Origin of the sequence: Pseudooceanicola marinus (assembly GCF_020177265.1) — a bacterium.
Classification (GTDB): Bacteria; Pseudomonadota; Alphaproteobacteria; order Rhodobacterales; family Rhodobacteraceae; genus Pseudooceanicola; species Pseudooceanicola marinus_A.
Map to the genome: position 1 here is coordinate 146,687 of NZ_JAIVMC010000010.1, position 26,129 is coordinate 172,815.

At 67.5% G+C, this 26,129-nt stretch carries 25 protein-coding genes; 11 read left to right on the forward strand and 14 right to left on the reverse strand.

Features of this window, described 5'->3' with window-relative positions; translation table 11 throughout:
- Positions 1-7 precede the first annotated feature (7 nt).
- A complete protein-coding gene (locus LC066_RS17740; protein ID WP_224901824.1) occupies positions 8-580 on the reverse strand; it encodes a TlpA disulfide reductase family protein in 573 nt (190 codons plus the stop codon).
- Between the two features lie 19 nt (positions 581-599).
- Here LC066_RS17740 and argH point away from each other — a divergent pair, with 19 nt between their 5' ends.
- The 5 genes from argH to LC066_RS17765 are packed head-to-tail and all read left to right on the forward strand — an operon-like array spanning position 600 to position 6,464.
- The gene (argH, locus tag LC066_RS17745) at positions 600-1,994 is read left to right on the forward strand and encodes an argininosuccinate lyase (protein ID WP_224901827.1); all 1,395 of its coding nucleotides are present in this window, start codon (positions 600-602) and stop codon (positions 1,992-1,994) included.
- A complete protein-coding gene (locus tag LC066_RS17750) occupies positions 1,970-2,170 on the forward strand; it encodes an argininosuccinate lyase (RefSeq protein ID WP_224901830.1) in 201 nt (66 codons plus the stop codon). The genes argH and LC066_RS17750 overlap by 25 nt, the downstream gene beginning before the upstream one ends.
- 4 nt (positions 2,171-2,174) lie before the next feature.
- Positions 2,175-2,489, forward strand: coding sequence for a DUF2834 domain-containing protein (locus LC066_RS17755; RefSeq protein WP_224901831.1), 315 nt, complete (start codon positions 2,175-2,177; stop codon positions 2,487-2,489).
- Positions 2,490-2,540: 51 nt separating this feature from the next.
- Positions 2,541-3,806, forward strand: coding sequence for a diaminopimelate decarboxylase (gene lysA, locus LC066_RS17760; RefSeq protein WP_224901834.1), 1,266 nt, complete (start codon positions 2,541-2,543; stop codon positions 3,804-3,806).
- 33 nt (positions 3,807-3,839) lie between these two features.
- On the forward strand, positions 3,840-6,464 hold the full coding sequence (locus LC066_RS17765; protein ID WP_224901836.1) for a TIGR02302 family protein: 2,625 nt from the start codon (positions 3,840-3,842) through the stop codon (positions 6,462-6,464).
- Between the two features lie 389 nt (positions 6,465-6,853).
- Here the strand turns inward: LC066_RS17765 and LC066_RS17770 are convergent, their stop codons facing one another.
- Positions 6,854-7,993 (reverse strand): zinc-ribbon domain-containing protein, encoded by a 1,140-nt coding sequence (locus LC066_RS17770; RefSeq protein WP_224901837.1) that lies wholly within the window; start codon positions 7,991-7,993, stop codon positions 6,854-6,856.
- Between the two features lie 172 nt (positions 7,994-8,165).
- On the opposite strand from LC066_RS17770, the gene LC066_RS17775 reads away from it, so the two are divergent.
- Genes LC066_RS17775 through LC066_RS17790 form a run of 4 tightly spaced genes read left to right on the forward strand, consistent with a single transcriptional unit; the run spans position 8,166 to position 11,098 of the window.
- The gene (locus LC066_RS17775) at positions 8,166-8,843 is read left to right on the forward strand and encodes a cell division ATP-binding protein FtsE (protein ID WP_224901839.1); all 678 of its coding nucleotides are present in this window, start codon (positions 8,166-8,168) and stop codon (positions 8,841-8,843) included.
- The gene (locus LC066_RS17780) at positions 8,840-9,766 is read left to right on the forward strand and encodes an FtsX-like permease family protein (protein ID WP_222479765.1); all 927 of its coding nucleotides are present in this window, start codon (positions 8,840-8,842) and stop codon (positions 9,764-9,766) included. Before LC066_RS17775 ends, LC066_RS17780 begins: the two co-directional genes overlap by 4 nt.
- Positions 9,763-10,512, forward strand: a complete 750-nt coding sequence (locus LC066_RS17785) for a lysophospholipid acyltransferase family protein (protein WP_224901841.1) — start codon at positions 9,763-9,765, stop codon at positions 10,510-10,512. Before LC066_RS17780 ends, LC066_RS17785 begins: the two co-directional genes overlap by 4 nt.
- Entirely contained in the window at positions 10,490-11,098 is a 609-nt protein-coding gene (locus tag LC066_RS17790) for a pyridoxamine 5'-phosphate oxidase family protein (RefSeq protein ID WP_224901843.1), read from the forward strand. The genes LC066_RS17785 and LC066_RS17790 overlap by 23 nt, the downstream gene beginning before the upstream one ends.
- On the opposite strand, the gene LC066_RS17795 is transcribed toward LC066_RS17790, so the two are convergent.
- The 12 genes from LC066_RS17795 to LC066_RS17850 form a co-directional block, all read right to left on the reverse strand.
- On the reverse strand, positions 11,099-11,938 hold the full coding sequence (locus LC066_RS17795; protein WP_224901845.1) for a glycosyltransferase family 2 protein: 840 nt from the start codon (positions 11,936-11,938) through the stop codon (positions 11,099-11,101).
- Between the two features lie 169 nt (positions 11,939-12,107).
- Positions 12,108-13,502: a dihydrolipoyl dehydrogenase gene (lpdA, locus tag LC066_RS17800; RefSeq protein WP_224901847.1), complete on the reverse strand. Its 1,395-nt coding sequence runs from the start codon at positions 13,500-13,502 to the stop codon at positions 12,108-12,110.
- 123 nt (positions 13,503-13,625) lie between these two features.
- Complete coding sequence (locus LC066_RS17805) at positions 13,626-14,036, reverse strand: MAPEG family protein (RefSeq protein WP_224901945.1); 411 nt, start codon at positions 14,034-14,036, stop codon at positions 13,626-13,628.
- A gap of 19 nt (positions 14,037-14,055) precedes the next feature.
- A complete protein-coding gene (locus tag LC066_RS17810; RefSeq protein ID WP_224901850.1) occupies positions 14,056-14,445 on the reverse strand; it encodes an MAPEG family protein in 390 nt (129 codons plus the stop codon).
- On the reverse strand, positions 14,442-14,795 hold the full coding sequence (locus tag LC066_RS17815; protein ID WP_224901853.1) for a hypothetical protein: 354 nt from the start codon (positions 14,793-14,795) through the stop codon (positions 14,442-14,444). The genes LC066_RS17810 and LC066_RS17815 overlap by 4 nt, the downstream gene beginning before the upstream one ends.
- Before the next feature lie 61 nt (positions 14,796-14,856).
- Entirely contained in the window at positions 14,857-16,374 is a 1,518-nt protein-coding gene (gene odhB, locus LC066_RS17820; RefSeq protein ID WP_224901856.1) for a 2-oxoglutarate dehydrogenase complex dihydrolipoyllysine-residue succinyltransferase, read from the reverse strand.
- 4 nt (positions 16,375-16,378) lie between these two features.
- On the reverse strand, positions 16,379-19,339 hold the full coding sequence (locus LC066_RS17825) for a 2-oxoglutarate dehydrogenase E1 component (protein ID WP_224901860.1): 2,961 nt from the start codon (positions 19,337-19,339) through the stop codon (positions 16,379-16,381).
- Between the two features lie 106 nt (positions 19,340-19,445).
- Positions 19,446-19,988 carry a DUF805 domain-containing protein gene (locus LC066_RS17830; protein WP_224901862.1) on the reverse strand — a complete coding sequence of 181 codons (543 nt, stop codon included), beginning with the start codon at positions 19,986-19,988 and terminating at the stop codon, positions 19,446-19,448.
- A 178-nt stretch (positions 19,989-20,166) separates the two neighbouring features.
- Positions 20,167-21,051 (reverse strand): succinate--CoA ligase subunit alpha, encoded by an 885-nt coding sequence (sucD, locus tag LC066_RS17835; RefSeq protein WP_222479781.1) that lies wholly within the window; start codon positions 21,049-21,051, stop codon positions 20,167-20,169.
- Positions 21,052-21,055: 4 nt separating this feature from the next.
- A complete protein-coding gene (sucC, locus tag LC066_RS17840) occupies positions 21,056-22,249 on the reverse strand; it encodes an ADP-forming succinate--CoA ligase subunit beta (RefSeq protein ID WP_224901865.1) in 1,194 nt (397 codons plus the stop codon).
- A gap of 381 nt (positions 22,250-22,630) precedes the next feature.
- Complete coding sequence (gene mdh, locus LC066_RS17845) at positions 22,631-23,593, reverse strand: malate dehydrogenase (protein ID WP_222479785.1); 963 nt, start codon at positions 23,591-23,593, stop codon at positions 22,631-22,633.
- A 349-nt stretch (positions 23,594-23,942) separates the two neighbouring features.
- The gene (locus LC066_RS17850) at positions 23,943-24,227 is read right to left on the reverse strand and encodes a hypothetical protein (protein ID WP_224901948.1); all 285 of its coding nucleotides are present in this window, start codon (positions 24,225-24,227) and stop codon (positions 23,943-23,945) included.
- Between the two features lie 424 nt (positions 24,228-24,651).
- On the opposite strand from LC066_RS17850, the gene LC066_RS17855 reads away from it, so the two are divergent.
- Entirely contained in the window at positions 24,652-25,506 is an 855-nt protein-coding gene (locus tag LC066_RS17855) for an HpcH/HpaI aldolase/citrate lyase family protein (protein WP_224901868.1), read from the forward strand.
- A gap of 68 nt (positions 25,507-25,574) precedes the next feature.
- A complete protein-coding gene (locus LC066_RS17860) occupies positions 25,575-26,123 on the forward strand; it encodes an NnrU family protein (RefSeq protein WP_224901871.1) in 549 nt (182 codons plus the stop codon).
- Positions 26,124-26,129: the final 6 nt, after the last annotated feature.

Sequence of the window (26,129 nt, forward strand, 5' to 3'; positions counted from 1 at the left end):
CGCGGTCTTAGCTGCCATCCTCGGCCAGGAAGGCATCGTAGACCGCATGGGCCTCGGGCGCGTTCCAGTCGGCGCCGCCTACCAGGCGAGCCACTTCGCGGCCCTCGGGATCGACCAGCAGAGTCACCGGCAGGCCGAACACGGCGGCCGCCCGCGCCTGGGCGCTTTTCGGGTCGCGGTACTGGGGCAGGGTGGCGGCGTCTTCCTCTTCCAGGAACTGGGCGACCTTTTCCGGCGCGTTCGGGCCTGAGGCCAGGGTGACCACGGCGAAATCCTCGCCCGCGCGGTCCTGCTGCAGGGCGGCCAGCGTCGGCATCTCCTCGCGGCAGGGCGCGCACCAGACGGCCCAGAAGTTCAGCACCACCCATTTGCCGGCGTAATCGCCCAGCGACACGGCGGAGCCGTCCACGTCGACCCACTCCAGCGAGGTGTCCAGCGCCTTGGGCGTGTCGAGCACCTGAAGCTTGCGCATCTCTCCGGTCAGCAGATCCTCGATGCCGTCCGGGGCGGCGAGGGTCGGGCGGACGATTGCGCCCAGCATCAGCGACGTATAAACCAGCGCGGACAGCAGTTTTCTCATTCTTCCTCCGAGGGTCCCGATGACCGATAGCCAAGCGAACCAGATGTGGGGCGGCCGTTTCGCCGAAGGCCCTGATGCGATCATGGAGGCGATCAATGCCTCGATCGGTTTCGACCAACGGCTCGCCCGCCAGGATATCGAGGGCTCGCGCGCCCATGCCGCCATGCTGGCCGCACAGGGCATCATCACCGATAAAGATGCCGAGGCCATCCGTGAAGGCCTTCTCACGGTCTTGTCAGAGATCGAGGGCGGCAGCTTCCAGTTCTCCACCGCGCTGGAAGACATCCACATGAACGTCGAGGCCCGCCTGAAGGAGGTCATCGGCGAGCCCGCGGGCCGTCTGCACACCGGGCGCTCGCGCAATGACCAGGTCGCCACCGACTTCCGCCTGTGGGTCCGTGACCAGGCCGATGCGGCCATCGGCGGCCTGAAGGCCCTGATCCAGGCGCTGCTGGCGCAGGCCGAGGCGGGCGCCGAGTGGGTCATGCCCGGCTTCACCCACCTGCAGACGGCGCAGCCCGTGACCTGGGGCCATCACATGATGGCCTATGTGGAGATGTTCAGCCGCGACCTGGGCCGCTTCACCGATGCCCGCAAGCGGATGAACGAATCCCCCCTGGGCGCCGCCGCGCTGGCTGGCACCTCCTTCCCGCTGGACCGGCAGATGACGGCAGAGGCGCTCGGCTTCGACCGGCCCTGCGCCAACTCTCTGGACGCGGTGTCGGATCGCGATTTCGCGCTGGAGTTCCTCGGCGCCGCCTCGATCTGCGCCATGCACCTGTCGCGTTTCGCCGAAGAGCTGGTGATCTGGTCCTCCGCCCAGTTCCGCTTCGTCGCTCTGTCGGATCGCTTCTCCACCGGTTCGTCGATCATGCCGCAGAAGAAGAACCCCGATGCGGCGGAGCTGATCCGCGCCAAGATCGGCCGGATCTTCGGGGCCAACGTGGCGCTGATGACGGTGATGAAGGGTCTGCCGCTGGCCTATTCCAAGGACATGCAGGAAGACAAGGAACAGGTCTTCGACGCTGCCGACAACCTGATGCTGGCGCTGGCCGCGATGACCGGCATGGTGTCGGACATGAAGGCCAACGTGCCCGCGCTGGAAGCGGCGGCAGGTGCCGGCTTCTCCACCGCGACGGATCTGGCCGACTGGCTGGTGCGGGTGCTGGGCATGCCCTTCCGCGATGCGCACCACGTGACCGGCTCGCTGGTGGCCAAGGCCGAGGGCCAGGGCTGTGATCTGCCCGACCTGACACTGGCGGACATGCAGGCGGTCGAGCCGCGCATCACCGAGGAGGTCTTCGGCGTTCTGGGGGTGCACAATTCGGTGGCCTCCCGTATGTCTTACGGGGGCACGGCGCCCGAACGGGTTCGCGAACAGGTGGCGGCATGGAAAGCACGGCTGGACGACTGAAACTGATCGCCGCGGCGGCGCTGACCGGCCTCTTGGCCGGCTGCGGCGTCGATGGCGCGCCGATCCCGCCGGCCGGGGCGGAGCAGGGGCCGAGCGGCCTCGACCGCAGCGATATGGGCACCACCGGCATCGGCGCGACGGGCGGCACGATCTACGGATCCGAGACCGAGGTCTGAGCGGATGCCGCCGCTGCGCCTGCTGTTCCTCGCGCTGGCCGTCTGGGGCACCCTGCATCCCTTGGGTCTGATCTTCACCTGGTTTGCCGAAAACGGCGTCAGCCTGACCGGGCTGATCGCCGCCTGGCGGGCCGGATGGGCACCGGCGGCACTGTTCTGGGATCTGGTGATCTCTGCCATCGCGCTGACCGTGTGGATCGTGACCGATAGCCGGGCGCGCGGCGACCGGCTGGGTCTGCTGGCGATCCCGGCCACCTTCTGCATCGGGGTCAGCTGCGGTCTGCCTCTCTATCTTTTCCTGCGCGCCCGCCCGGTGTAAGGCGGGCCTCGGCGCCGCTTGGCGCATCCCTTGCGGCCAACGGAGGTTTCCATGGATCATTTTCTCTATCGTGACGGCGCCCTATACGCCGAGGATGTCCCCGTGGCCGAGATCGCGGCCCAGGTCGGCACGCCCTGCTACATCTATTCCACCGCGACGCTGGAACGGCATTTCCGCCTGTTCGACGAGGCCCTGGCGGGCATGGACCACCTGGTCTGTTACGCGATGAAGGCCGCCTCGAACCAGGCGATCCTGAAGGTCATGGCTGATCTGGGCGCCGGCATGGACGTGGTGTCGGGCGGGGAATACGCCCGTGCCAAGGCCGCCGGCGTGCCGGGTGACAAGATCGTCTTCTCCGGCGTCGGCAAGACCCGGGAAGAGATGCGCGCGGCGCTGGAAGGCGGCGTGCGCCAGTTCAACCTCGAATCCGAGCCGGAGATGGAGGTGCTGAACGAGGTCGCCCTGTCCCTGGGCGTCGTGGCCCCTGTCACCGTGCGGGTGAACCCAGACGTGGACGCGAAGACCCATGCCAAGATCGCCACCGGCAAGTCGGAGAACAAGTTCGGCATTCCGATCACCCGCGCGCCCGAGGTCTATGCCCGCATTGCGGAACTGCCGGGTCTTCGCGCCGTGGGCATCGACGTGCATATCGGCTCCCAGCTGACTGATCTGGAACCCTACCGTGCCGCCTTCACCAAGGTGAAGGAGTTGACCGAGACCCTGCGCGCCGCAGGCCACGACATCATCCGCCTCGACCTGGGCGGCGGTCTGGGCATTCCTTACGAGCGCGGCAACTCCGCCCCGCCGCTGCCCGTCGAATATGGTGCCCTGGTCCAGGAAGTGCTGGGCGACACCGGCTGCGAGATCGAGATCGAGCCGGGCCGCCTGATTGCCGGCAACGCGGGCATCATGCTGTCGGAGGTGATCTACGTGAAGCACGGCGAGGGCCGTGATTTCCTGATCATCGACGGCGCGATGAACGACCTGATCCGCCCCGCGATGTACGAGGCGCACCACGACATCGTGCCCGTGGTCGAACCCGAAGCGGGCGGCGAACAGACCCCCTACGACATCGTCGGCCCGGTCTGCGAATCCGGTGACACCTTTGCCAAGGGCCGCAACATGCCCAAGCTGGCAGCGGGCGATCTGGTCGCCTTCCGTTCCGCGGGGGCCTACGGCGCGGTGATGTCCAGCGAGTACAACACCCGCCCCCTGATCCCCGAGGTGCTGGTCAAGGGGGATCAATTCGCCGTCATCCGGAAAAGACCCTCCTTTGAGGAGATCATTAACCGCGATACGCTACCCGAGTGGATGTAGTGCGATCCCCGCGCTGCCCCTTCGGGACGGAGCATGGTTGAGCCGACGCGATACACCCGATTGATGCACCGGCTGCGCTGGCGGCTGGCCCTGACACGGGCCGGGATTCTGGCGGAGAGCGTGGTGCGTGCGCTGTGGCCGCTGTGGACCTTCCTGCTGACCGGGCTGGCACTGGTGATGCTGGGGGTCGTCGCGGCCCTGCCGGTGGAGGCGATCTGGACCCTGGGCGCCCTGGCGGGTGTCGTTGCTCTGGCGCTGCTGGTCCTCGGGCTGCGGCGCCTGCGGTTTCCCTCCCGCGAAGATGCCTTTCGACGGCTGGATGCGACGCTGAAAGGCCAGCCTTTGCAGGCCCTTCGCGACAGCCCGGCCATCGGCGACAGCGATCCGGGCACCCGTGCGCTGTGGGAGGCCCACCAGGCGCGGATGGTGGTCCGGGCACGTCAGGCGCGGGCGGTGGACCCTGATCTGCGGCTCTCGTCCCGCGACCCCTTCGGCCTGCGCTATGTCGCCCTTCTGGGCGTCGTCGTGGCGCTGTTCTTCGGCTCCTTCTGGCGGTTGGGTGATCTGGGCGACATGACGCCGGGCGGCGCGCAGGCGGCCATCGGTCCCTCCTGGGAAGGCTGGGTGGCACCGCCGCCCTACACCGGCCTGCCCACGCTCTACCTCGGCGACATCGCGGGGGAGGAGCTTTCGGCGCCGCGCGGGTCCGAGGTGACAGTGCGATTCTACGGTCCCGAAGGCCGGCTGGAACTCAGCGAGACCGTCTCGGGTCGGGTCGGGGACCTGCCGCCGGCGGATGCCTCTGCACAGGATTTCATCATCGAACAGGATGGGCGGCTGGCCGTCGAAGGCCCGGGGGGCCGTGAATGGCGCGTCGTCCTGGTGCCGGACCAGGCGCCCGCCGTCACCGTCGACGGCCCGGGCGAGGCCGATGTCGAAGGGCAGATGACCATGCCCTTCTCTGCCAGGGATGACTACGGCGTGGTGGCGGGCGAGGCGGTGATCGCCCTCGACCTCGACGCGGTCGACCGCCGCTATGGCTTGGCCATGGATCCCGAGCCGCGCGAGGCGATCCGGGTGCCCCTGCCAATGCCGATCTCCGGCTCTCGCGCCGAGTTTTCCGAGGCGCTGGTGGAGAATTTCTCGCAGCACCCCTGGGCCAACATGCCCGTCACAGTCTCCCTGACGGTGGAGGATGCGGCGGCGCAATCGGGGCGCAGCGACGGCTACGACATGCTGCTGGATGCGCGCCGTTTCTTCGATCCCCTGGCCGCTGCGCTGATCGAGATGCGCCGCGATCTGCTGTGGAACCGCGACAATGCCGAGCGGGTGGCCCAGGTCCTGCGCGCCGTGCGCTGGCAGGGCGACCGGTTCTTCCCCTCCGAGACGCTGGAACTGCGCCTGATGCGCCTGGTGCGCAAGGTGGAGACGATCGTGCGCTTCCGCCCGATGACCGATGAGCAGGTGAGCGAGGTCACCGCCGCGCTCTGGGACATGGCGGTGGAGATCGAGGATGGGGATCTGGATGACGCCCGCGCCCGCATGGAGCGCGCCCGCGACCGCCTGCAGGAAGCGATGCGCAACGGCGCCTCGGACGAGGAAATCGCCCGACTGATGCAGGAGTTGCGCGACGCCACCCAGGATTACATGCGCCAGCTGGCGCAACAGCAGGCCCGCGACCGCGCCAATGATCCGAACCAGCCGCCGATGGACATGGAAAATGCCATGCGGATGACCCAGGACGACATTCAGCGCATGATGGACCGCATCCAGGAGCTGATGGAGGAAGGCCGCATGGCCGAGGCCCAGCAGGCGCTGGAAGAGCTTCAGCAGATGCTGGAGAACATGCAGATGACCGAGGGTCAGGGCGGCGGCGAAGGCCAGCAAAGCCCGGGCGAACAGGCGATGGAAGGACTGGGAGAGACCCTGCGCGACCAGCAGGAGTTGTCTGACGAGGCCTTCCGTGACCTTCAGGATCAGTTCAACCCGGATGGGAACTCTGGCCAGCGCGGCCAGCAGGGTCAGCAGGGGGAGAACCAGGGCCAGCAGCAGCAAGGTGGCCAGGGACAACAGCAGGGCCAGCAACCCGGCCAGAGCCAGGGCGGTGGCGGTGGCCAGTCCCAGGGCCAACAGCAGGGCCAGGCGGGCGAAGGCGCCCCCGACGCCGGGGACCTTGCCGACCGTCAGCGGCAACTGCGCGAGGAACTGGACCGGCAGCGCGGCAACCTTCCCGGCGCCGGGACCGAGGCGGGGCGCGCGGCGCGCGACTCGCTTGACCGGGCCGACGAGGCGATGCGCGGGGCCGAGGAGGCCCTGGGCGAGGGCGACTTGGCCGAGGCCATCGACCAGCAATCCCAAGCCATGGACGCCCTGCGCGAGGGCATGCGCAACCTGGGCGAGGCCATGTCGCAGCAGGAACGTGATCTGGCCGGACAGCAGGGCGAGGCCGAGGGGGACAACCCGGGGCAACGCAATGATCCGCTGGGCCGCAACGCCGGCACCAACGGGGCGCTCGGCAACGACCGCGAGATGCTGCAGGACCCCGACGTGCAGCGCCGCGCCCGCGATCTTCTGGATGAGATCCGCCGCCGCTCCGGCGAGGCGGAGCGCAGCGCAGAAGAACTCGACTACCTGCGGCGCCTGCTCGACCGGTTCTGAAGGGGAGCAGGGGTCGGTCTCCCATCCCTTGATTGCGTGAGGCTTTTCGACAAGGTGAACCCGATCGCCGTGGCTTGCCCCCCCGACCCGCCGGGACACGGTAAGCCGGATCGCCCGACCTCGCAGAACATCCATGTCCCGCTCCAGCTGGCGAGCTGCCGATCACGGGGCATTGATCTCGGTGCCCGGCTGAACTTCCCGGTCAACTATCTGGGGACGGCGAGCTGTCTCAAAGGCAGGCTCACAGGCCGCGGGCGACTTTTCCAGCGGTGACCTTGCCAAAACATAGGTCTCGTCCAGGGGCTTGCCTTTGCTCAGCGATTGGCATTCGTTCCGGACGATGGAGCCTGCAGGACCTCCCCCTTTACCAGCGCGACGAGACCGTCCCCTCAGCTGGCCGTCCGGTTTTCGATCCAGGCGATCAGCTCACGCACGTTGGCGTCGAGCCAGATGCGCCCCTGATCGACGCCGCCCACGTAGCTGCGCAGGATCGGCGCGGCCTGGGGGATCTGCGTGGCGATGCGCGGCGCGTTTATGTAAAGCAGCACGCCGATGGCGGCGAGGAAGATAGGCAGCGTGAAGGCACGACGGAAATTGCGGCGAACGGCCGGATCTTCTTCCTCGTACTCGGCCTCGTCCTCGACCCGCTGGTTGCGGCTGCGCAGGGAGGAGTTGATTTCCTCGATGTCGGGCAGGAGATCCCGTCGCGAGGCGGCATGGGCCTCGTCGTCACCGCTGTCCTCGGCAGGGGCGGGTTTGCCGCGCAGCCGGGCCATGCGGGCCCGGGCCTCGCGCTCGCGGCGGTCGGTTTCGCTTTCGGGGTCGCTCAGACCCAGCTCGGGCTGACTTTCCAGCCCTCCGCCTTCCCTGGCGCGGACTTTGGCCTCGTGTTCGGCCTCCTCGCGCAGGACGTCCCGCACCGAGGGGTCAAGCTCGCGCCGCCGGGCGCCGCTCATCGGGGCGGGGCCGAGATCGTCTTCGTCCTCTTCCACGTCCTCATCGGTCCAGCTCTGCGGGGGGGCAGCGGGTTCGGTTCGGGGCAGGTGGTCGGGCGATGGCGTGGTCTCTTCGACGGCCTCGTCATGGGGGGCGGGCCAGGACATGGGCTCCGATCCGGGCTCCTCGTCGCGCTCGGGCCGGGCGGTGTCGGTCGGCTCGGCGCCATAGGGATCGGTGCTCTCGAACCCGGTGCCATCGCCGGTCAGGGCGCTTTCGGTACCGGTTTCGGCCTCGCTTTCGGGCAGGGGCTCCGGCTCGGCGGCGGCCTCTGGCGCCGTGGCTGCTTCGGGACCACTCGCCTCGACGTCTCGCGTGCTGTCGCTGCGCGGCCGGCGGGGCGACACGCGCGGGGCGGGGGGCGCGGCCGCGCCGATCGGGCGCCCGGCGGCCTGGCCGTCGTCGGAGGTGTCAACGGGACCCTGGAACCAGGTGTCACCGCAGTTGGAGCATTGCACGTCGCGACCTGCCGCCGGGATCACCGCGTCAGGCACTTCGTACTGCGCTCCGCAATTCGGGCAGGTTAACCGCATGAGGCCCCATTCGACAGGTCAGGCCGGATCGCTGCGGGGGCAGCGCCGGCTGGCTCTTGCGGCTACCATATGTGGTTCGGCAATGGCGGAAAAGTGCTATTTCCGCCGGGCAGCGCGATTGCAACAGACCCCGCGATCCTGCAAAAGGAACCAGCACACGCGGGGGCTCTACGTGATCGAACTGGACAATCTCGCCTATTCCTATGGCGGCGGAGAGTTGCTGAGCGACATCTCCCTCAGGCTTACCCCGGGCTCGTTCCATTTCCTGACCGGCCCCTCGGGCGCGGGGAAGACGACCTTCCTCAAACTTTGCTACGGCGCGCTGATCCCCACGGCGGGGCAGGCGGTGCTGTTCGGCCAGGACGTGCGCGAGATGAGCCGCGACGACGTGGCCACGATCCGCCGTCGCATCGGCGTGGTGCACCAGGATTGCCAGTTCCTGGACCACCTGACGGTGGCGGAAAACATCGCCCTACCGCTGATGGTCTCGGGCCAAGACGTCGAGGCGGAGCAGCAGAACCTGGAAGAGCTGATTGCCTGGTGCGGGCTGACCCAGCGGGCCGGCGCCTTGCCACCGGAGCTGTCGGGTGGCGAACGTCAGCGCGCGGCCCTGGCCCGCGCCGTGATCATGAGCCCGGAGGTCATCCTGGCGGACGAACCCACGGGCAACGTCGACTGGGAGATGTCGCAGCGCCTGCTGGCCCTGTTGGTGGAACTGAACCGCATGGGCAAGACGGTGATGATCGCCACCCATGATCTGGGTCTGATCCGCGCCGCCAAAAGCCGGGTGCAGGCCCGCGTCCTGCGTATCGCCAAGCGGCGGCTGCAATTGGCGGGGGCGGACCTGTGAACAAGCGCCTGTCGCCCCGCGCCCTGGCCGCCATCTCCCCGCTGGCACTGCTGAAGGGCGAACCGCAGGCGGACCGCGTGGTGCCGCCAACCGGGTTCACCGCCCGACTGACCCTCTTCGCTGCCGCCGCCATGACCTTCCTCGCCGTCTTCGCCCTGGCGCTGTCGCTGGCCACGGGCCGCATGGCCGCCAACTGGTCGCAGGAACTGGCGCGCAGCTCCACCCTGCGGATCTCGGCGCCTGCGGACCAGATCGCAGCCCAGACCGAGGCGGCGCTGCAGGTGCTGGAGACCACGCGCGGCGTGGCGCGGGCGCGCGCCCTGACGGCGGAAGAACAGCAGGGCCTGCTGGAACCCTGGTTCGGCCCCGACCTGCCGGTGGACAGCCTGCCGATCCCGCAACTGGTGGAGATCGTCGAGGACGGCGAGGGCTACGACGCCGCGGGCCTGCGCCTGCGCCTGCAGGCCGAGGTGCCGGGCGCCGTGTTGGACGATCACGCACGCTGGCGCCGGCCGCTGGTGCGCGCCGCCGAGCGGATCCGTGCCCTGGGCCTCCTGTCGCTGCTGCTGATCGGGGGGGTGATGGCGGCCATGATTACCCTTGCCGCCAATTCGGCGCTGGCCGCCAACGCCCAGGTCATCGCCGTGCTGCGGCTTGTCGGCGCCCGGGATGAATTCATCGCCCGTGCCTTCGTCCGCCGCTTCACCTTCCGGGCCTTCTGGGGCGCGGCGCTTGGCATGGCTCTTGGCCTCGCCGCGCTGCTGGCCCTGCCGCAGGCGCAGGCCGAGGGCGGCTTCCTGACGGGCCTGGGCCTGCGTGGCTGGCACTGGATCTGGCCCTTCGTCCTGCCGCCTGTCGCCGCCGCCGTGTCCTTTGCCGCCACCCGCGCCGCGGCCCGGCGCATGTTGGGGAACCTCGCATGAAAACCACCTTCGGCTACCTCCGCTCCCTGATCTTTGTGGTTCAGATGTTCGCGATGATGACCCTGATGGGCATCGCCTTCCTGCCCTGGGCGGCGGTCAGCCGGCGTGGCGCCTATACCGGTGCCTGGGTCTTCTGCCACTGGGTGCGCTGGTCGGTACGCTGGATCTGCGGGCTGAAAAGCGAGATCCGGGGCGACGTGCCTCAGGGCCAGGTGCTGATCGGCTCGAAACACCAGAGCTTCTTCGACGTGATCCTGATCGTCTCGGCGGTGCGCGAGCCGAAGTTCATCATGAAGGACATCCTGCGGTTCACCCCCATCGTCGGGTTCTACGCCCTGCGCATCGGCTGCGTGCCGGTCAAACGCGGCCGCCGGGCCGAGGCAATCCGCGACATGATGGCCAGCGTGACCTCGGGCGATGCGCCGGCGGGGCAGCTGATCATCTATCCGCAGGGCACCCGCGTCGCCCCGGGCCAGCGGGCCGATTACAAGGTGGGCGTGGCGGCGATCTACGAACAGACGCACCAGCCCTGCGTGCCGGCGGCCACCAACGTGGGTCTCTTCTGGCCGCGCAGTGGCCTGCTGCGCAAGCCGGGCCTGGCGGTGCTGGAATTCCTGCCGCCGATCCCCGCGGATCTGCCGCGCGAGGAATTCCGCGCGCGGCTGCAGCAGGAGGTGGAAAGCGCCTCGAATGCGCTGATGAGGGAAGGAGGGTTCGACCCCGATGGAGTATCTCGACCGGATTGAGGATCTCGAGGAGATCTACGGCAACAGCCCCGGCGCCGCCTCGCTGCGCAAGGTGGCGCAACGCATGACCCCCGACTATCGCCGTTGGATCGCCGCGTCGCGGTTCTGCGTCGTTTCCACTGTCGGCCCCGAGGGCGTCGACGGCAGCCCGCGCGGCGATGACGGCCCCGTGGTGCGCGAGTTGGATGAAAGCCACCTGGCGCTGCCCGACTGGCACGGCAACAACCGCATCGACACCCTGCGCAACATCGTCCGCGATCCGCGCATGGCGCTGATGTTCATGGTGCCGGGGTCGATGAACGTAGTGCGGGTCAATGGCCGGGGTCGGGTGACGGCGGATGCCGAACTGCGCGCGCGATTCACGTTCAAGGGCAAGCAGCCGCGTAGCGTCGTGGTGATGCAGATCGACGAGATCTATTTTCAATGCGCCCGCGCCGTGATGCGCGCAGGCCTCTGGGACGGGCGCGACGACAGTGCTGGTCTGCCGACCCCGGGAGAGATCCTGGCGGCGATGACCGAGGGCGAAGTGGGCGGGACCGAGTATGACCGCGCCTGGCCCGAGCGCGCCGCGCAGACCATGTGGTGATCAGCCCCGGCCGCGCTCTGCCTCGGCCGCCAGCCGTTCAGCGATGAAGGCGTAGAAGCTCTGCCCCGGCGAGGCGTCCCGGCCGTAGGCCGCGTTCAACCGCGCCTTGTCGCGGAACACCTCCGCCAGCCGCGCGCGCAGTCGTGGCGTCAGGCCCGCGTTGCCCGGGCTGCCGGCCTCGATCTCGGCCAGGTGGCTGTCATAGGCGCGGGCGACACGGGCGGAGAAGTCGTCACTGGCGGTGGTGGAGCGCCCCGAGAGATGCAGACGGTAGGCGGCGCGTCCCAGCGGCGCGGTGCCACCCACCCGGGCCAGAAGTTCGGCCGCGTGGCGCACGTCCTGGCTGAGGTGGGTGGTGAAGGCCCGCGCCAGGCGTCGCGCCAGCACGGGATGGAAGGAGGCGCCGGTGCGGCCCAGATCCTCCAGCCGCAACACGTCGCCGGGTCCGGGGGGCAGGCGCAGGATTTCCGTCCCGTCCTCGATCACCGCCGTGCGCCCGAAGGCGGCGCCGTGGCGCTGTGCCAGGGGCAGCAGGTAGGTCAGGTAGTCCGGTTCCCAGCTGTCATCCGCGTCCAGGAAGGCGATGTAGTGCCCGCGCGCCTCGGCAAGGGCCCGGTTGCGGGCGGGGCCGGCGCCGCTTTGCACCGCTCCGACGGGCGGGAAGGCATAGCGCGGCCCCACGGTCAGCAGGGCGCGGTAGTCCTGCCCATCGTCGGAGGCCACCACGATCTCCACGTCCTCCGGCGGCAGGCCGCAGGCCCCGATGGAGGCCACGGCGCCGGGCAGGCTGGCCTCGGCGCGAAAGGCCGGGATGATGACGGAGACAGTGGGGCGGGCCATGGTGCGGCCTCCCTTCGGCTGTGCGGCTACCCGAAGGAATGTAGCCTGCGCGCCGATCAAGGAAAGCCGGTGCGACGGTCAGGCGCCTAACGCGGACCGGGGCGGGCCGGAAACGACGAAGCCCGCCGCGCGGGGCGACGGGCTTCTCCAGATCAGCGCGAGAGCGGGATCACATGTGGATCGGGCCGTCGCCGCAGGCCAGCGCCGCTTCGCGCACGGCCTCGGAGAAGGTCGGGTGCGCGTGGCAGGTCAGGGCCAGGTCCTCGGCGGAGCCGCCGTATTCCATGGTCACGCAGACCTCGTGGATCAGGTCGCCGGCCGCCGGGCCGATGATCGAGCAGCCCAGGATCCGGTCGGTTTCCTTGTCGGTGATGATCTTCACGAAGCCCTCGGCGGCGAAGACGGCCTTGGCGCGGGCGTTGCCCATGAAGGAGAACTTGCCGACCTTGTAGGCGCGGCCTTCCTTCTTCAGCTCTTCCTCGGTCTTGCCGACGGCGGCGACCTCGGGGTGGGTGTAGATCACGCTGGGGATCACGTCGTAGTTCACGTGGCCCGCCTTGCCGGCGATCACCTCGGCCACGGCCATGCCTTCGTCCTCGGCCTTGTGGGCCAGCATCGGGCCGTCGATGGCGTCGCCGATGGCATAGACGCCCTTGACGTTGGTCGCCCAGTGGCCGTCGGTCTTCACCACGCCGCGCTCGGTCATCTCGACGCCCAGCTCCTTCAGGCCCAGGCCGTCGGTGAAGGCGCGGCGGCCGGTGGCGACCAGCACGACATCGGCGTCCAGCTGATGCTCGCTGTCGTCCTTCTTCAGCTTGTAGGTCAACTTCGCCTTGGTCTTGGTGGTCTCTGCGCCCTGCACGGCGGCGCCCAGGATGAAATTCATGCCCTGCTTCTTGAGGATCTTCTGCAGGTTCTTCTGCACTTCACCGTCCATGGTGGGCGTGATGGTGTCGAGGAATTCGACCACGGTCACCTCGGCGCCCAGACGCGCGTAGACAGAGCCCATTTCCAGGCCGATCACGCCGGCGCCGACGACGACCATCTTCTTCGGCACCTTCGGCAGGTCCAGCGCGCCGGTGCTGTCGACGATGATGCCCTTCTCGTTGTCGATCTCCAGGCCCGGCAGCGAAGCGGGGACGGAGCCGGTGGCGACGATGATGTTCTTGGCCTCGTGGACCTCATCCCCGACCTTGACCTTGCCGGCCTCGGGGATGGAGCCGTAGCCCTTGATCCAGTCGACCTTGTTCTTCTTGAACAGGAATTCGATCCCGCCGGTGTTGGAGTTCACCACGTCCTGCTTGTAGGCCTTCATCTGGTCCCAGTCGACGGAGGGCGACTTGCCCTTCAAACCCATGGTGGCGAAGTTGTGCTCTGCCTCGTGCAGCTGGTGCGTGGCGTGCAGCAGCGCCTTGGAGGGGATGCAGCCGACGTTCAGGCAGGTGCCGCCCAGGGTCTCGCGGCCCTCGACACAGGCGGTCTTCAGGCCGAGCTGTGCACAGCGGATCGCGGACACGTAGCCGCCGGGGCCAGCGCCGATGATGATGACGTCATATTGGGCCATGGGTGGTCTCCTTTTTTCGTGGGGCGCGCGCGGGCGCCGGGAGTGCTTCGTTTCGGGTCGGGGAGGGGGCTCTGCCCCCGCCGCTGTCGCGGCACCCCCGGAGTATTTCGGGCCAACGTATGATCAGACGAGTGCGGCGCAGATCAGGATAACGGTGGCGAGAAGGCCGATGGCCCAGAGGACGGAGCGCCAGGGCACCCATCCGAAGGCATAGGCCGGGATGTAGAGGACGCGGGCGGCGAGGTAGGTCCAGGCGCAGCCGGCGGTGAGCGGCGAGGAGGCGTCGGCCCAGACCACCAGCGCCACGGCGATGGTGAACAGGATCAGCCCCTCGAAATGGTTCGACATGGCGCGGTGCAGCCGGCCCGTGATGGGCGAGACCTGCTGATCCAGCGGCGTGCCCAGCCGGTCAGGGTCGCGCGGGCCCAGCGTCTTGCCCGGGCCCAGTTCCAGATTGGCCGGGATCGCCATCAGGGCGATCTGGATCACCTGCAGCAGGCCGGCGAGGCCGAGGATCGTTGCTTCGATGGGCAGGGTTGTCATCGGGCGGACCTCAGAAGAAGGCTGCGACGTACATGACGCAGGTCGCCAGGAAGCCGCACATGAAGATGACGGACCGCCAGGGGGTCCAGCCGAAGGCATAGGCGGGGATGTAGACCGCCCGCGCCGCGGCATAGATCAGCGCGCAGGTGGCGGTCACGCCGTTGGCGCTGTCCGACAGCAGCACGACGGCGACGGCGCCGATGAAGAAGGGAAAATTCTCGGTGTGGTTCGCGAGCGCCCGGCGCAGGCGGCCGGTCTGTTGCGAGAAGTCCGGCAGGTCGTCGCGGGGGCCGGCATTGCCTTCGGGGCCGACATCGCGGGTCAGCAGCATCTGCGACCAGAAGACCAGGACGACGTGTTCCAGGGCCACGATGGCCAGGGCGATGAGTTCGGGGGTCATGACGGCACCTTCTGTTGCGAGGCCCGGCGTGGCCCGATCAGCGCATCAAGCACGGCGACGCAGGCGAGAACGCCGATCAGCAGCTGCCCGATATTGCTCCACAGGAACCCGCCGGAGATGGCGTAGAGGTAGAGCGCGGCGCCGAGGGTCAAGGTCATCGCGCGGATGCCCCGTCTCTGCGGCGTGCGATAGAGGGCAAGGAGCAGTCCGCCGCACAGCGCCATTTCCACCAGCAGGCGTCCCATGTCCATCAGGTCGGACCGCCCCGCACCGATCCGCGCGCCGGTCAGCACGAAATGCACGGCGCCGGTGGTCAGGATCAGCCAGAAGGAGAGGCGGGCAAGTTTCATCGGACAGGTTCCGAAGTGAAAGGATGCGCCCAGGGTGTGACCCGGGCGCATCGGTCGTGTCTTACAGATCCATCAGCAGGCGACGGGGATCTTCCAGCGCCTCTTTCACGCGCACCAGGAAGGTCACGGCGCCCTTGCCGTCGACGATGCGGTGGTCGTAGCTGAGCGCCAGGTACATCATCGGGCGGATCTTGATCTCGCCGTTGACGACCATCGGACGGTCCTGGATCTTGTGCATGCCGAGGATGCCCGACTGCGGGGGGTTCAGGATCGGCGAGGACATCAGCGAGCCGTAGACACCGCCGTTGGAGATGGTGAAGGTGCCGCCCTGCATTTCCGCCATGCTGAGCTTGCCGTCACGGGCGCGCTTGCCCTTCTCGGCGATCGCCTTCTCGATCTCGGCGAAGGACATGCTGTCGACGTCGCGGATGACCGGAACCACCAGGCCCTGTGGCGTGCCAGCGGCGATGCCCATGTGGACGTAGTTCTTGTAGACCACGTCGGTGCCGTCGATCTCGGCGTTGACGTCCGGCACTTCCTTCAGGGCGTGGACGCAGGCCTTGGTGAAGAAGGACATGAAGCCCAGGCGGGCGCCGTGCTTCTTTTCGAACTCGTCCTTGTACTGCTTACGCAGGGCCATGACCTCGGTCATGTCCACCTCGTTGTAGGTGGTCAGCATGGCCGCGGTGTTCTGGCTGTCCTTCAGGCGCTTGGCGATGGTCTGCCGCAGGCGCGTCATCTTCACGCGTTCCTCGCGGGCGGCGTCATCGGCCGGGCTGGGGGCGCGCGGCGCGGCGGCCGGTGCGGAGGGGGCCGACTTGGCGGCCGACAAGGCCTTGGCCACGTCGTCCTTCATGATGCGGCCATCCTTGCCGGTGCCGGTGACCTGATCGGCGGAGAGGCCGGCCTCTGCCATGGCCTTCTTGGCCGAGGGCGCGTCCTCGACGTCCTTGCCACCCGACGACGCGGGCGCGGAGGCGGCGGGCGCCTCTTCGGACTTGGCGGGCTTGGCGGCGCCCCCCTTGCCCGAGGTCATCTCGGCCAGCTGGCCGCCGGCCTCGACGGTTTCGCCTTCCTTCGCCAGGATCTTGGTCAGGGTGCCGGCGGCCGGCGCCGGGACCTCGACGGAGACCTTGTCGGTTTCCAGCTCGCAGAGCATCTCGTCAGCCTCGAAGCTGTCGCCTTCCTTCTTGAACCAGGTGGCCACGGTGGCCTCGGAGACGGATTCGCCCAGGGTGGGGACCATGACGGGCATGGTCTCGCCGCCGGCATCGGCCGCCTCGGGTTCCTCGGCGGGGGCCTCGGTGTGGCGCGGGGCGGGTTCCTCGGAGCCGGCGTTGCCTTCTTCGGCGATCATGCCCAGCAGGGCATCGACGCCCACGGTTTCCCCTTCGTTGGCCACGATGTCGGCCAGGGTGCCGGCGGCGGGCGCGGGCACTTCGACGGTCACCTTGTCGGTTTCCAGTTCGCACAGCATCTCGTCGACGGCCACGCTGTCGCCGGGTTTCTTGAACCAGGTGGCGACGGTGGCTTCGGTAACGGATTCGCCCAGGGTGGGGACGCGGATCTCGGTGCTCATGTCCTTACTTTCCTTCGATGGTCAGCGCTTCGTCGACGATCGACTCCTGCTGAGCTTTATGCTGTTTCGCCAGGCCCGTTGCGGGCGAAGCGGAGGCGAGACGGCCCACGTAGCGCGGGCGCTGATGGGTGGCGCCGATGCGGTTCAGACACCATTCGATGTTGGGCTCGATGAAGTGCCAGGCACCCTGGTTCTTGGGCTCTTCCTGGCACCAGATCATCTCGGCGCCCTTGAAGCGTTCCAGCTCCTTCACCAGCGAGATCGCCGGGAAGGGATAGAACTGTTCGATCCGCATCAGATAGATGTCGTCGATGCCGCGGGCATCGCGCTCTTCCAGCAGGTCGTAGTAAACCTTGCCCGAGCACATCACGACGCGCTTGATCTTGTCGTCCGCGGCCAGCTTGGTGTCGGAATGGCCGCGTTCTGCGTCATCCCACAGCACCCGGTGGAAGCTGGAGCCGGTGGTGAAATCCTCGGCCTTGCTGACTGCCAGCTTGTGGCGCAGCAGCGACTTCGGCGTCATCAGCACCAGCGGCTTGCGGAAGGAGCGGTGCAGCTGACGGCGCAGGATGTGGAAGTAGTTGGCCGGCGTGGAGCAGTTGGCCACGATCCAGTTGTCGCCCCCGCACATCTGCAGGAAGCGTTCCAGGCGGGCGGAGGAGTGTTCCGGGCCCTGGCCTTCGTAGCCATGGGGCAGCAGCATCACCAGGCCGGACATCCGCAGCCATTTGGATTCGCCCGAGCTGATGAACTGGTCGAACATGATCTGCGCGCCGTTGGCGAAGTCGCCGAACTGGGCTTCCCACATCACCAGGGCGTTCGGCTCTGCCAGCGAGTAGCCGTATTCGAAGCCCAGCACCGCGTATTCCGACAGCATCGAGTCGATGACCTCGTAACGGGCCTGACCGGGCTTGATGTTGTTCAGCGGGTAGTAGCGCTCCTCGGTCTCCTGGTTGATCAGGGCCGAGTGCCGCTGCGAGAAGGTGCCACGGGTACTGTCCTGGCCCGCCAGACGAACCGGGTAGCCTTCCGTCAGCAGCGAGCCGAAGGCCAGGGCCTCACCGGTGGCCCAGTCGAAACCTTCGCCGGTCTCGAACATCTTGGCCTTCGTTTCCAGCAGGCGGCCGACGGTGCGGTGGAGCGGATAGCCCTCGGGCGCGGTGGTCAGCGACTTGCCGACCTCGGCCATAAGCTCTTCGCTGATCGCGGTCTCGCCGCGCTGGTAATCTTCTTTCTCGCGCTCCAGGCCCGACCACTTGCCGTCCAGCCAGTCGGCCTTGTTCGGCTTGTATTCCTTGCCGGCCTCGAACTCCTCGTTCAGATGGGCCTGGAAGGCGGCCTTCATGTCCTCGATCTCGCCCTCGGGGATCAGGCCGTCCTTGACCAGGCGATCCGTGTAGAGCGAGAGGGTCGTTTTGTGACCCTTGATGTTCTTGTACATGATCGGGTTGGTGAACATCGGCTCGTCGCCTTCGTTGTGACCAAACCGGCGGTAGCAGAAGATGTCGATCACGACGTCCTTGTGGAACTTCTGGCGGTACTCGGTGGCCACCTTGGCGGCGTGGACCACGGCCTCGGGGTCATCGCCGTTGACGTGGAAGATCGGCGCCTCGACCATCAGGGCGATGTCGGTGGGGTAGGGGGAGCTGCGCGAGAAGTGCGGCGCGGTGGTGAAACCGATCTGGTTGTTCACGACGATGTGGATCGTGCCGCCGGTGCGGTGACCGACCAGGCCCGACAGGCCGAAGCATTCCGCCACGACGCCCTGGCCCGCGAAGGCCGCGTCGCCGTGCAGCAGGACGGGGATGGTCGAGGTGCGCTCGGCATCGTTCAGCTGTGCCTGCTTGGCGCGCGCCTTGCCCAGCACCACCGGGTTCACGGCTTCGAGGTGGGAGGGGTTGGCGGTCAGCGACAGGTGGACGGTGTTGCCGTCGAACTCTCGGTCCGAGGAGGCGCCGAGGTGATACTTCACGTCGCCGGAGCCGTCGACATCCTCGGGCTTGAACGAACCGCCCTGGAATTCGTTGAAGATGGCGCGGTAGGGCTTGGACATCACGTTGGCCAGCACCGACAGGCGGCCGCGGTGCGGCATGCCGATCACCACTTCCTTGGCGCCCAGGTTGCCGCCGCGCTTGATGATCTGTTCCATCGCGGGGATCAGCGCCTCGCCACCGTCGAGACCGAACCGCTTGGTGCCCATGTATTTCACATGCAGGAACTTCTCGAAGCCCTCGGCCTCGACCAGCTTGTTCAGGATGGCGCGGCGGCCCTCACGGGTGAACTTGATCTCCTTGCCGAAGCCCTCGATCCGTTCCTTCAGCCAGGCGGATTGTTCCGGGTCGGAGATGTGCATGTACTGCAGCGCGAAGGTGCCGCAGTAGGTGCGCTTCACGATGTCCAGAATCTGGCGCATCGAGGCGATCTGCAGGCCCAGAACGTTGTCGATGAAGATCGGACGATCCATGTCGGCATCGGTGAAGCCGTAGGACTTCGGGTCCAGCTCGGGGTGCTCGACCGGGTCCTTCATGCCCAGCGGGTCCAGGTCGGCGGCCAGGTGGCCACGGATCCGGTAGGCACGGATCAGCATGATGGCGCGGATGCTGTCCAGAACGGCCCGCTTCACGGCATCGTCGGAAACCTCGACGCCCTTTTCGGCGGCCTTTTCCTGGATCTTCTTGCCGGCGTCCTTGCTTTCCGCCGGGGCGGGCCACATGCCGTCCAGCGCCGCGGTCAGGTCGTCGTTCGGCGTCGGCGGCCAGTCCTTGCGCGACCAGGAGGGGCCTTCGGCCTCTTTCGTGGCATCGCTGCCGCTGTCGCCCAGGGTGGCGAAGAACTCGGCCCAGGCGTCATCGACCGCGGAGGGATCGTTGGCCCAGCGGGCGTAAAGCTGTTCGAGGTAGGCGGCGTTGTGCCCCTGCATGAAGCTGGAGGCGTGGAAAAGGTCGTTGGGGCTCTGGTCGTTCATCATGTCACCTGCGGGACGAAACGGAGGGTCATCTGGTGGCGGGCGGGGGCCTGGGGTGGGGCCCCGGGCGGGGCGGCGGAAGGCGGGCTGTGGCAGTCGAGCGGTCTCATGCGGCACCTCGCGGCGCGGGGGCCGGACCCCAGCGGTTGTCCTGCGGGTCGCTGGGCCGGGTCAGCCACCAGATCACGATCAGGGGCGACAGCACGCAGACGATCAGGGCGATCACCAGGACGATCCCGGCCAGCCCTTCCAGCTGCCCGGCGCCGATGCCGGCGCCGAAGGGGTCGGCGAAGTTGAAGGCGCCGATGAAGCCCGCGTAGGTGATCGTGCCGAGGATGGCGATGAAGGGGTAGAGCAGGAAGATCCCGCTGCGGCCCGTGTCATGCATCCGGCGCCAGCCGGCGGCGAGCCAGGGCAGCAGCATGGCCAGGCTGAACAGCGAGGACAGGGGGCCATCGGAAGAGGCGCTGACGCTGCCCGGCCCCGTGGTGATCTCGGCGGTGCCGAACAGGATGCCGTCGACAATCCCAAGGAGGATCGACGCGACCACATTGAACAGGACGAACCACCAGTATTCCGGACGAGACGCCCGGCCCGAGAAGGTCACGTAGTTGCGCAGGCAGGTGCGGACGGCCTCGGTGAAGCTCATGACAGGAGCTCCCGGGGCAGGCACGGATCCGGTTCTGCTTGGTCTCGTGACATCGGTTTTCTCGTTTCCCCCGTACCACTTGGGGGTTCAGCATCAGGTGGCAAGGGCCGCATCACGCAAACGCGATGCGGCCCACGCCTTTATCCGGCGTGACGCAGGCTATGCCCGCGGTCGGGCATCAGCCCTTGATGGCCTTCAGCACGGCCTCGCCGAGACCGGCAGGGCTGTCCGCGACAACGATACCAGCCGACTTCATGGCCTCGATCTTGTCTTCGGCACCGCCCTTGCCACCGGCGACGATGGCGCCTGCGTGGCCCATGCGGCGGCCCGGAGGCGCGGTGCGGCCGGCGATGAAACCGGCGGTCGGCTTCCAGCGGCCCTTCTTCTTCTCGTCGGCCAGGAACTGCGCGGCTTCCTCTTCGGCCGAACCACCGATTTCACCGATCATGATGATCGACTCGGTTTCCGGGTCCTTGAGGAACATTTCCAGCACTTCCAGGTGCTCGGTGCCCTTGATCGGGTCACCGCCGATGCCGACGGCCGAGGACTGGCCGAGACCTGCGTCGGTGGTCTGCTTGACCGCCTCGTAGGTCAGGGTGCCCGAACGGGACACGACGCCGACCGAGCCACGCTGGTGGATATGGCCGGGCATGATGCCGATCTTGCAGGCGCCGGGGGTGATGACACCCGGGCAGTTCGGGCCGATCAGGCGCGAGTTGGAGTTCTTCAGCGCGGCCTTCACCTTCATCATGTCGAGGACGGGGATGCCCTCGGTGATGCAGACGATCAGCGGAATCTCCGCGTCGATGGCTTCCAGGATCGAGTCGGCCGCGAAGGGCGGCGGGACGTAGATCACGGAGGCATTGGCGCCGGTCTTCTCGACCGCCTCGGCCACGCCGTCGAAGACGGGCAGGTCGAGGTGCGTGGTGCCGCCCTTGCCGGGGGTCACGCCGCCGACCATCTTGGTGCCGTAGGCGATCGCCTGTTCGGAGTGGAAGGTACCCTGCGAGCCGGTGAAGCCCTGGCAGATGACCTTGGTGTTTTCGTCAACGAGAACTGCCATTGTCTTAGCCCTTCACTGCTTTCACGATTTTCTCGGCGCCGTCGGACAGGTTGTCTGCCGCGATGACGTTCAGGCCGGAGGATGCGATGATCTCCTTGCCCTGGTCGACGTTGGTGCCTTCCAGGCGGACGACCAGCGGCACTTCCAGGCCGACTTCCTTCACGGCCGCGATCACGCCTTCGGCGATGACGTCGCAGCGCATGATGCCGCCGAAGATGTTGACGAGGATGCCCTTCACGTTCTTGTCGGACGTGATGATCTTGAAGGCCTCGGTCACCTTTTCCTTGGTGGCGCCGCCGCCGACGTCGAGGAAGTTGGCGGGTTCCGCACCATAGAGCTTGATGATGTCCATCGTCGCCATGGCCAGGCCTGCGCCGTTCACCATGCAGCCGATTTCACCGTCCAGCGCGATGTAGTTCAGGTCGTACTTGGAGGCCGCCAGTTCCTTGGCGTCTTCCTCGGTCTCATCGCGCAGGGCACCGATGTCCGCGTGGCGGTAGACGGCGTTGCCGTCGAAGCCGACCTTGGCGTCCAGGACCTTCAGGTTGCCGTCGGGCATGACGATCAGCGGGTTGATCTCCAGCTGTTCCATGTCCTTCTCCATGAAGGCACGGTACAGGTCGCCGATCAGCTTCACGCACTGCTTCATCGCCGGGCCCTTCAGCCCGAGGGCGAAGGCGACCTTGCGGCCGTGGAACGGCGCGTAGCCGGTGGCCGGGTCGATGGAGAAGCTGAGGATTTTCTCGGGGGTCGATGCCGCCACTTCCTCGATGTCCATGCCGCCCTCGGTGGAGCAGACCACGGAGACGGAGGAGGTCACGCGGTCGACCAGCAGGGCCAGGTACAGCTCACGCTCGATGTCGGAGCCGGCTTCGATGTAGATGCGGTTGACCTGCTTGCCGGCGGGGCCGGTCTGGTGCGTCACCAGGGTCTTGCCCAGCATCTTCTTGGCTTCGGCTTCGGCCTCTTCGACCGATTTCGCCAGGCGGACACCGCCCTTTTCGCCGGCGCTCTCTTCCACGAAATGGCCCTTGCCGCGACCGCCTGCGTGGATCTGTGCCTTCACGACCCACAGCGGGCCGTCCAGTTCGCCGGCGGCGGTCTTGGCTTCATCAGCCTTCAGAACCGCGCGACCTTCCGAAACCGGGGCGCCATATTCGCGAAGGATCGCCTTCGCCTGATATTCATGGATATTCATGAACTCCGTCCCTCGTTTGCTACGATTGCCATCGGTAGTGGCACAGTCTTACCCGCCGATGAACCTATTTTTGCAGGGGTGGGAGAAATTCTGCCTATTTTCTTGAGTTTGTGATCACGCGTGGAAAAGCTGTGATCACAACGTTCGGCGGAGGGGGCAAAACCGCTCCTTGCCGCATGCTTCACAGGGAATCGCGGGGCGTCTAGGTCGGCGGTTTGCCTGTTGAACCTAGTCTCAAATCGCGGGTTCGCGCAAATGAGGAGAGCTTTTGCCGGACGTCACGCCGCCGACGCGGGCGCGCGGCGTTAGGCTGGGGCGCAAAAGAAAACGGGCCGCGCAGGTGCACGGCCCGTTTCCGAAACTGTGGTTGGCGTGGCCGGATCAGGCCAGCGAGCTGTCGATGCCCTTGCAGGCCTCGACCAGGCCCTTCACGGCGTCCACGGACTTGTCGAACATCTCCTGCTCTTCCTTGTTGAGCTTGATGTTGACGATCCGCTCGATGCCGCCGGCGCCGATGACGGTGGGCACGCCCACGTACATGTCCTTCAGGCCGAACTCGCCGCTGCAGGCGGCGGCGCAGGGCAGGACGCGCTTCTGGTCCTTGAGGTAGGCCTCGGCCATCTCGATGGCGGAGGTGGCGGGCGCGTAGAAGGCCGAGCCGGTCTTCAGCAGGCCGACGATCTCGGCGCCGCCGTCACGGGTGCGCTGCACGATGGCGTCCAGCTTCTCCTGGGTGGTCCAGCCCATGTCGACCAGGTCGGGCAGCGGGATGCCGGCGACGGTCGAGTAGCGCACGCAGGGCACCATGGTGTCGCCGTGGCCGCCCAGCACGAAGGCGGTGACGTCCTTCATCGAGACGTCGAATTCGGTCGACAGGAAGTGGCGGAAACGGGCGCTGTCCAGAACGCCGGCCATGCCGCAGACCTTGTTCGCGGGCAGGCCCGAGAACTTCTGCAGGGCCCAGACCATCGCGTCCAGCGGGTTGGTGATGCAGATGACGAAGGCATCGGGGGCGTTTTCCTTGATGCCTTCACCCACGGCCTTCATGACCTTCAGGTTGATGCCCAGCAGGTCGTCGCGGCTCATGCCCGGCTTGCGCGGCACGCCGGCGGTCACGATGCAGACGTCGGCGCCTGCGATGTCCGCGTAGGACTGGGTGCCCTTCAGCTTGGCGTCAAAGCCTTCCGAGGGGCCGGATTCGGCGATGTCGAGCGCCTTGCCCTCGGGGGTGCCTTCCGCGATGTCGAAAAGGACAACGTCACCCAGTTCTTTCAGGGCTGCGAGGTGAGCAAGCGTGCCACCGATCTGCCCTGCGCCGATGAGGGCAATCTTGGGTCTGGCCATTGTTTCTGTCTCCGGTCCGGTTGAAACGTCGGGGATGGCGTAGGCCCTTTGCTGTCAGGACGCAAGGGTGCAGGGGGGCGTGACGCGGGTGCCGCCGGTCAAGGAATGGTGAAATATCGCCTGAATTCAATGCGCTTCACGCGCGGCCGAGCGCGACTGCACAGCCTGTCCGCGTGCGGCTTGCTGCCTCTGCGGGCATGTTAGCGGTCGCAGGATGCGCGCCAGGTCAGCCCGGGGAGGGCACCCGGCGCGATTCTTTCGGAACATGACGCAGGTCGGCGGCCGCGTTCGGGGGTGGACCTTGCGCACGGCTCCGTTTTGTCTGCGGCAAGGTCCTTTCAGGATCGGGTCAGGCGTCCTGGTCATCGACGGGCAGGACATCGTTCAGCCGCTCGAAGGCCTGGCCGCTGGCGATCAGGCAGGTGATCCCCTGGGGCGAGGTGGCGGTGATCGTCCAGGTGCCGCTGTCGTCGGAGGCGAAAACCTCGATCACCGCGTTGTTGGCGCCAAGGCCGATGGACTTGCGGGTCTCGCCATAGCCTTCGGCCAGCCGGTCCACCACGACGTCACGCGGCGCGCAGGCGCGGGCGCCGCTGGTGGCGGTCTGGGCCGTGACGGCGGCGGGGCGCAGCATCGGCAGCAGGCACAGCAGCGCAACAAGGGCGTGCAGGGGGGGATGGGTGAGGGCCCGGCGCCCGGGCGCACGGCGGAGACAGGTCGGGGAATGGCGCATTCTGACCCTTTCAAGCTGGAGCCGGTCCCGGGCGGGCGCCGGCAGGTCGCGGACAGGTGACACGCGGGTGGCCTGGCCCCCGGCGTCTCTCACCTGTCGGCGCGGTCCCGTTCCGGCCCGTCGCGCGTTCAGCCTGCGGGAGAAGATCCTGAAATCTGGTTAACAGCGCGGCCGAAGGCGTTATCCTGGTCACAAGATCCCCGCCCGCGGCGCCCTGATGCGGCGTTGCGGCGAAAAATCACCGCAGGGTGCGGTTTGGGCTTGAAGCAATCGGTCCCTTTGTGTCACCTCTGCGCAAGAAAATTACTCAGCCGAGGTTGTCCCCATGGAAGCCACCCTGCGCCCCTACCGTTCCCTTCTCTATATTCCAGGTTCGAAAGACCGTGCGCTGGAGAAGGCGCGGAGCCTTCCGGTCGACGCGATCCTGTTCGATCTGGAAGATGCCGTGATGCCCGAGGCCAAGGTGGGCGCGCGTGACACGCTCACCGCTGCACTGGCCGAAGGGGGCTACGGCCCGCGGGCGAAGATCGTGCGGGTCAACGGGCTGGACACCGAATGGGGGCGCGGGGACGTGGCCGCGCTGGAGGGCGCCGACATCGACGCGATCCTGCTGCCCAAGGTCAATTCCGCCGCCGACATCGACGCGCTGGCCGCGCTCTGCGACGTGCCGATCTGGGCGATGATGGAAACCCCGCGGGCTATCTTCAACGCGCTGGAGATCGCGGCGCACCCCCGTGTGCAGGGCTTCGTCGCCGGCACCAACGATCTGGCGAAGGAGCTGAACTGCCGCACGCGGCCCGACCGTCTGCCGATGCAGATGGCGCTGCAGACCATCCTGATGGCCGCCCGCGCCCATGACGTGATCGCCGCCGACGGGGTCTACAACCAGTTCAAGGACGACGCCGGGCTGGAAGCCGAATGCGAGCAGGGCCGCGATCTGGGTTTCGACGGCAAGACGCTGATCCACCCCGCCCAGCTGGAAGTCGCCAACCGCGTCTTTGCCCCGTCGGAGGCCGAGGTCGACCTGGCCCGGCGGCAGATCGCCGCCTACGAGGAGGTGCTGGAGACCGGCCAGGGGGTCGCCGTGGTCGACGGCAAGATCGTCGAGAACCTGCATGTGGAGACCGCACGCAAGACCCTGGCCAAGGCAGAGGCGATCGCACAGCCGGCTCTCGCATAGCAGCCATTGCGCCGGCGGGCGGGGCAGACCAGTGTGGGCGTCGAATGCACTACCAAGAGGCACCTTTCATGGCACTCATCCTGCTCGGCCTGATCCTGTGGACCTGGCCCCACGTAATGAAGGAATACACCCCCGGCCTGCGCGCCGGGATGTCCGAGGGCACCGCCAAGGGGGTGGTCGCGGTCGCCGCCGTCCTTGCCATCGTCCTGATGGTGCTGGGGTATCGCTCGGCCGAATTCGTCTATGTCTATGCGCCGCCGGCCTGGGGACAGCACCTGAACAACCTGCTGATGCTCTTCTCCGTGGCGCTGTTCGGCGCGGCCAAGGGCACCAGCCACCTGCGCGCCTGGGTGCGCCACCCGATGTTCGCGGGCACCATCCTGTGGGGCCTGTCGCACCTGCTGGTGCGCGGCGACGCGGCCTCCATCCTGCTGTTCGGGGGCATGATCCTCTGGGCCGTGGCCGGCTGGGTGGTCAGCAACCGGCGCCAGTCTGCGCCCGCGCCCATCGTGCCCTCGGTGAAGAAGGACGTGATCCTGATCGTCGTGACCCTGGTGGTCTACGCCGTCATCGTCCTGATCCACGGCCTCGTCGGCCCCAGCCCCCTGCCCATGTGAGGATGC

Coding starts and splice junctions, on each gene's coding strand:
- LC066_RS17795 (WP_224901845.1), bottom strand. CDS start 11,938: ATGGCCCGCCCCACTGTCTCCGTCATCATCCCGGCCTTTCGCGCCGAG.
- lysA (WP_224901834.1), top strand. CDS start 2,541: ATGGATCATTTTCTCTATCGTGACGGCGCCCTATACGCCGAGGATGTC.
- odhB (WP_224901856.1), bottom strand. CDS start 16,374: ATGAGCACCGAGATCCGCGTCCCCACCCTGGGCGAATCCGTTACCGAA.
- LC066_RS17815 (WP_224901853.1), bottom strand. CDS start 14,795: ATGAAACTTGCCCGCCTCTCCTTCTGGCTGATCCTGACCACCGGCGCC.
- LC066_RS17830 (WP_224901862.1), bottom strand. CDS start 19,988: ATGAGCTTCACCGAGGCCGTCCGCACCTGCCTGCGCAACTACGTGACC.
- argH (WP_224901827.1), top strand. CDS start 600: ATGACCGATAGCCAAGCGAACCAGATGTGGGGCGGCCGTTTCGCCGAA.
- LC066_RS17810 (WP_224901850.1), bottom strand. CDS start 14,445: ATGACCCCCGAACTCATCGCCCTGGCCATCGTGGCCCTGGAACACGTC.
- mdh (WP_222479785.1), bottom strand. CDS start 23,593: ATGGCCAGACCCAAGATTGCCCTCATCGGCGCAGGGCAGATCGGTGGC.
- LC066_RS17850 (WP_224901948.1), bottom strand. CDS start 24,227: ATGCTGCGCCCCGCCGCCGTCACGGCCCAGACCGCCACCAGCGGCGCC.
- LC066_RS17785 (WP_224901841.1), top strand. CDS start 9,763: ATGAAAACCACCTTCGGCTACCTCCGCTCCCTGATCTTTGTGGTTCAG.
- LC066_RS17740 (WP_224901824.1), bottom strand. CDS start 580: ATGAGAAAACTGCTGTCCGCGCTGGTTTATACGTCGCTGATGCTGGGC.
- LC066_RS17765 (WP_224901836.1), top strand. CDS start 3,840: ATGGTTGAGCCGACGCGATACACCCGATTGATGCACCGGCTGCGCTGG.
- LC066_RS17860 (WP_224901871.1), top strand. CDS start 25,575: ATGGCACTCATCCTGCTCGGCCTGATCCTGTGGACCTGGCCCCACGTA.
- lpdA (WP_224901847.1), bottom strand. CDS start 13,502: ATGGCCCAATATGACGTCATCATCATCGGCGCTGGCCCCGGCGGCTAC.
- sucC (WP_224901865.1), bottom strand. CDS start 22,249: ATGAATATCCATGAATATCAGGCGAAGGCGATCCTTCGCGAATATGGC.
- LC066_RS17755 (WP_224901831.1), top strand. CDS start 2,175: ATGCCGCCGCTGCGCCTGCTGTTCCTCGCGCTGGCCGTCTGGGGCACC.
- sucD (WP_222479781.1), bottom strand. CDS start 21,051: ATGGCAGTTCTCGTTGACGAAAACACCAAGGTCATCTGCCAGGGCTTC.
- LC066_RS17855 (WP_224901868.1), top strand. CDS start 24,652: ATGGAAGCCACCCTGCGCCCCTACCGTTCCCTTCTCTATATTCCAGGT.
- LC066_RS17750 (WP_224901830.1), top strand. CDS start 1,970: ATGGAAAGCACGGCTGGACGACTGAAACTGATCGCCGCGGCGGCGCTG.
- LC066_RS17770 (WP_224901837.1), bottom strand. CDS start 7,993: ATGCGGTTAACCTGCCCGAATTGCGGAGCGCAGTACGAAGTGCCTGAC.
- LC066_RS17825 (WP_224901860.1), bottom strand. CDS start 19,339: ATGAACGACCAGAGCCCCAACGACCTTTTCCACGCCTCCAGCTTCATG.
- LC066_RS17790 (WP_224901843.1), top strand. CDS start 10,490: ATGGAGTATCTCGACCGGATTGAGGATCTCGAGGAGATCTACGGCAAC.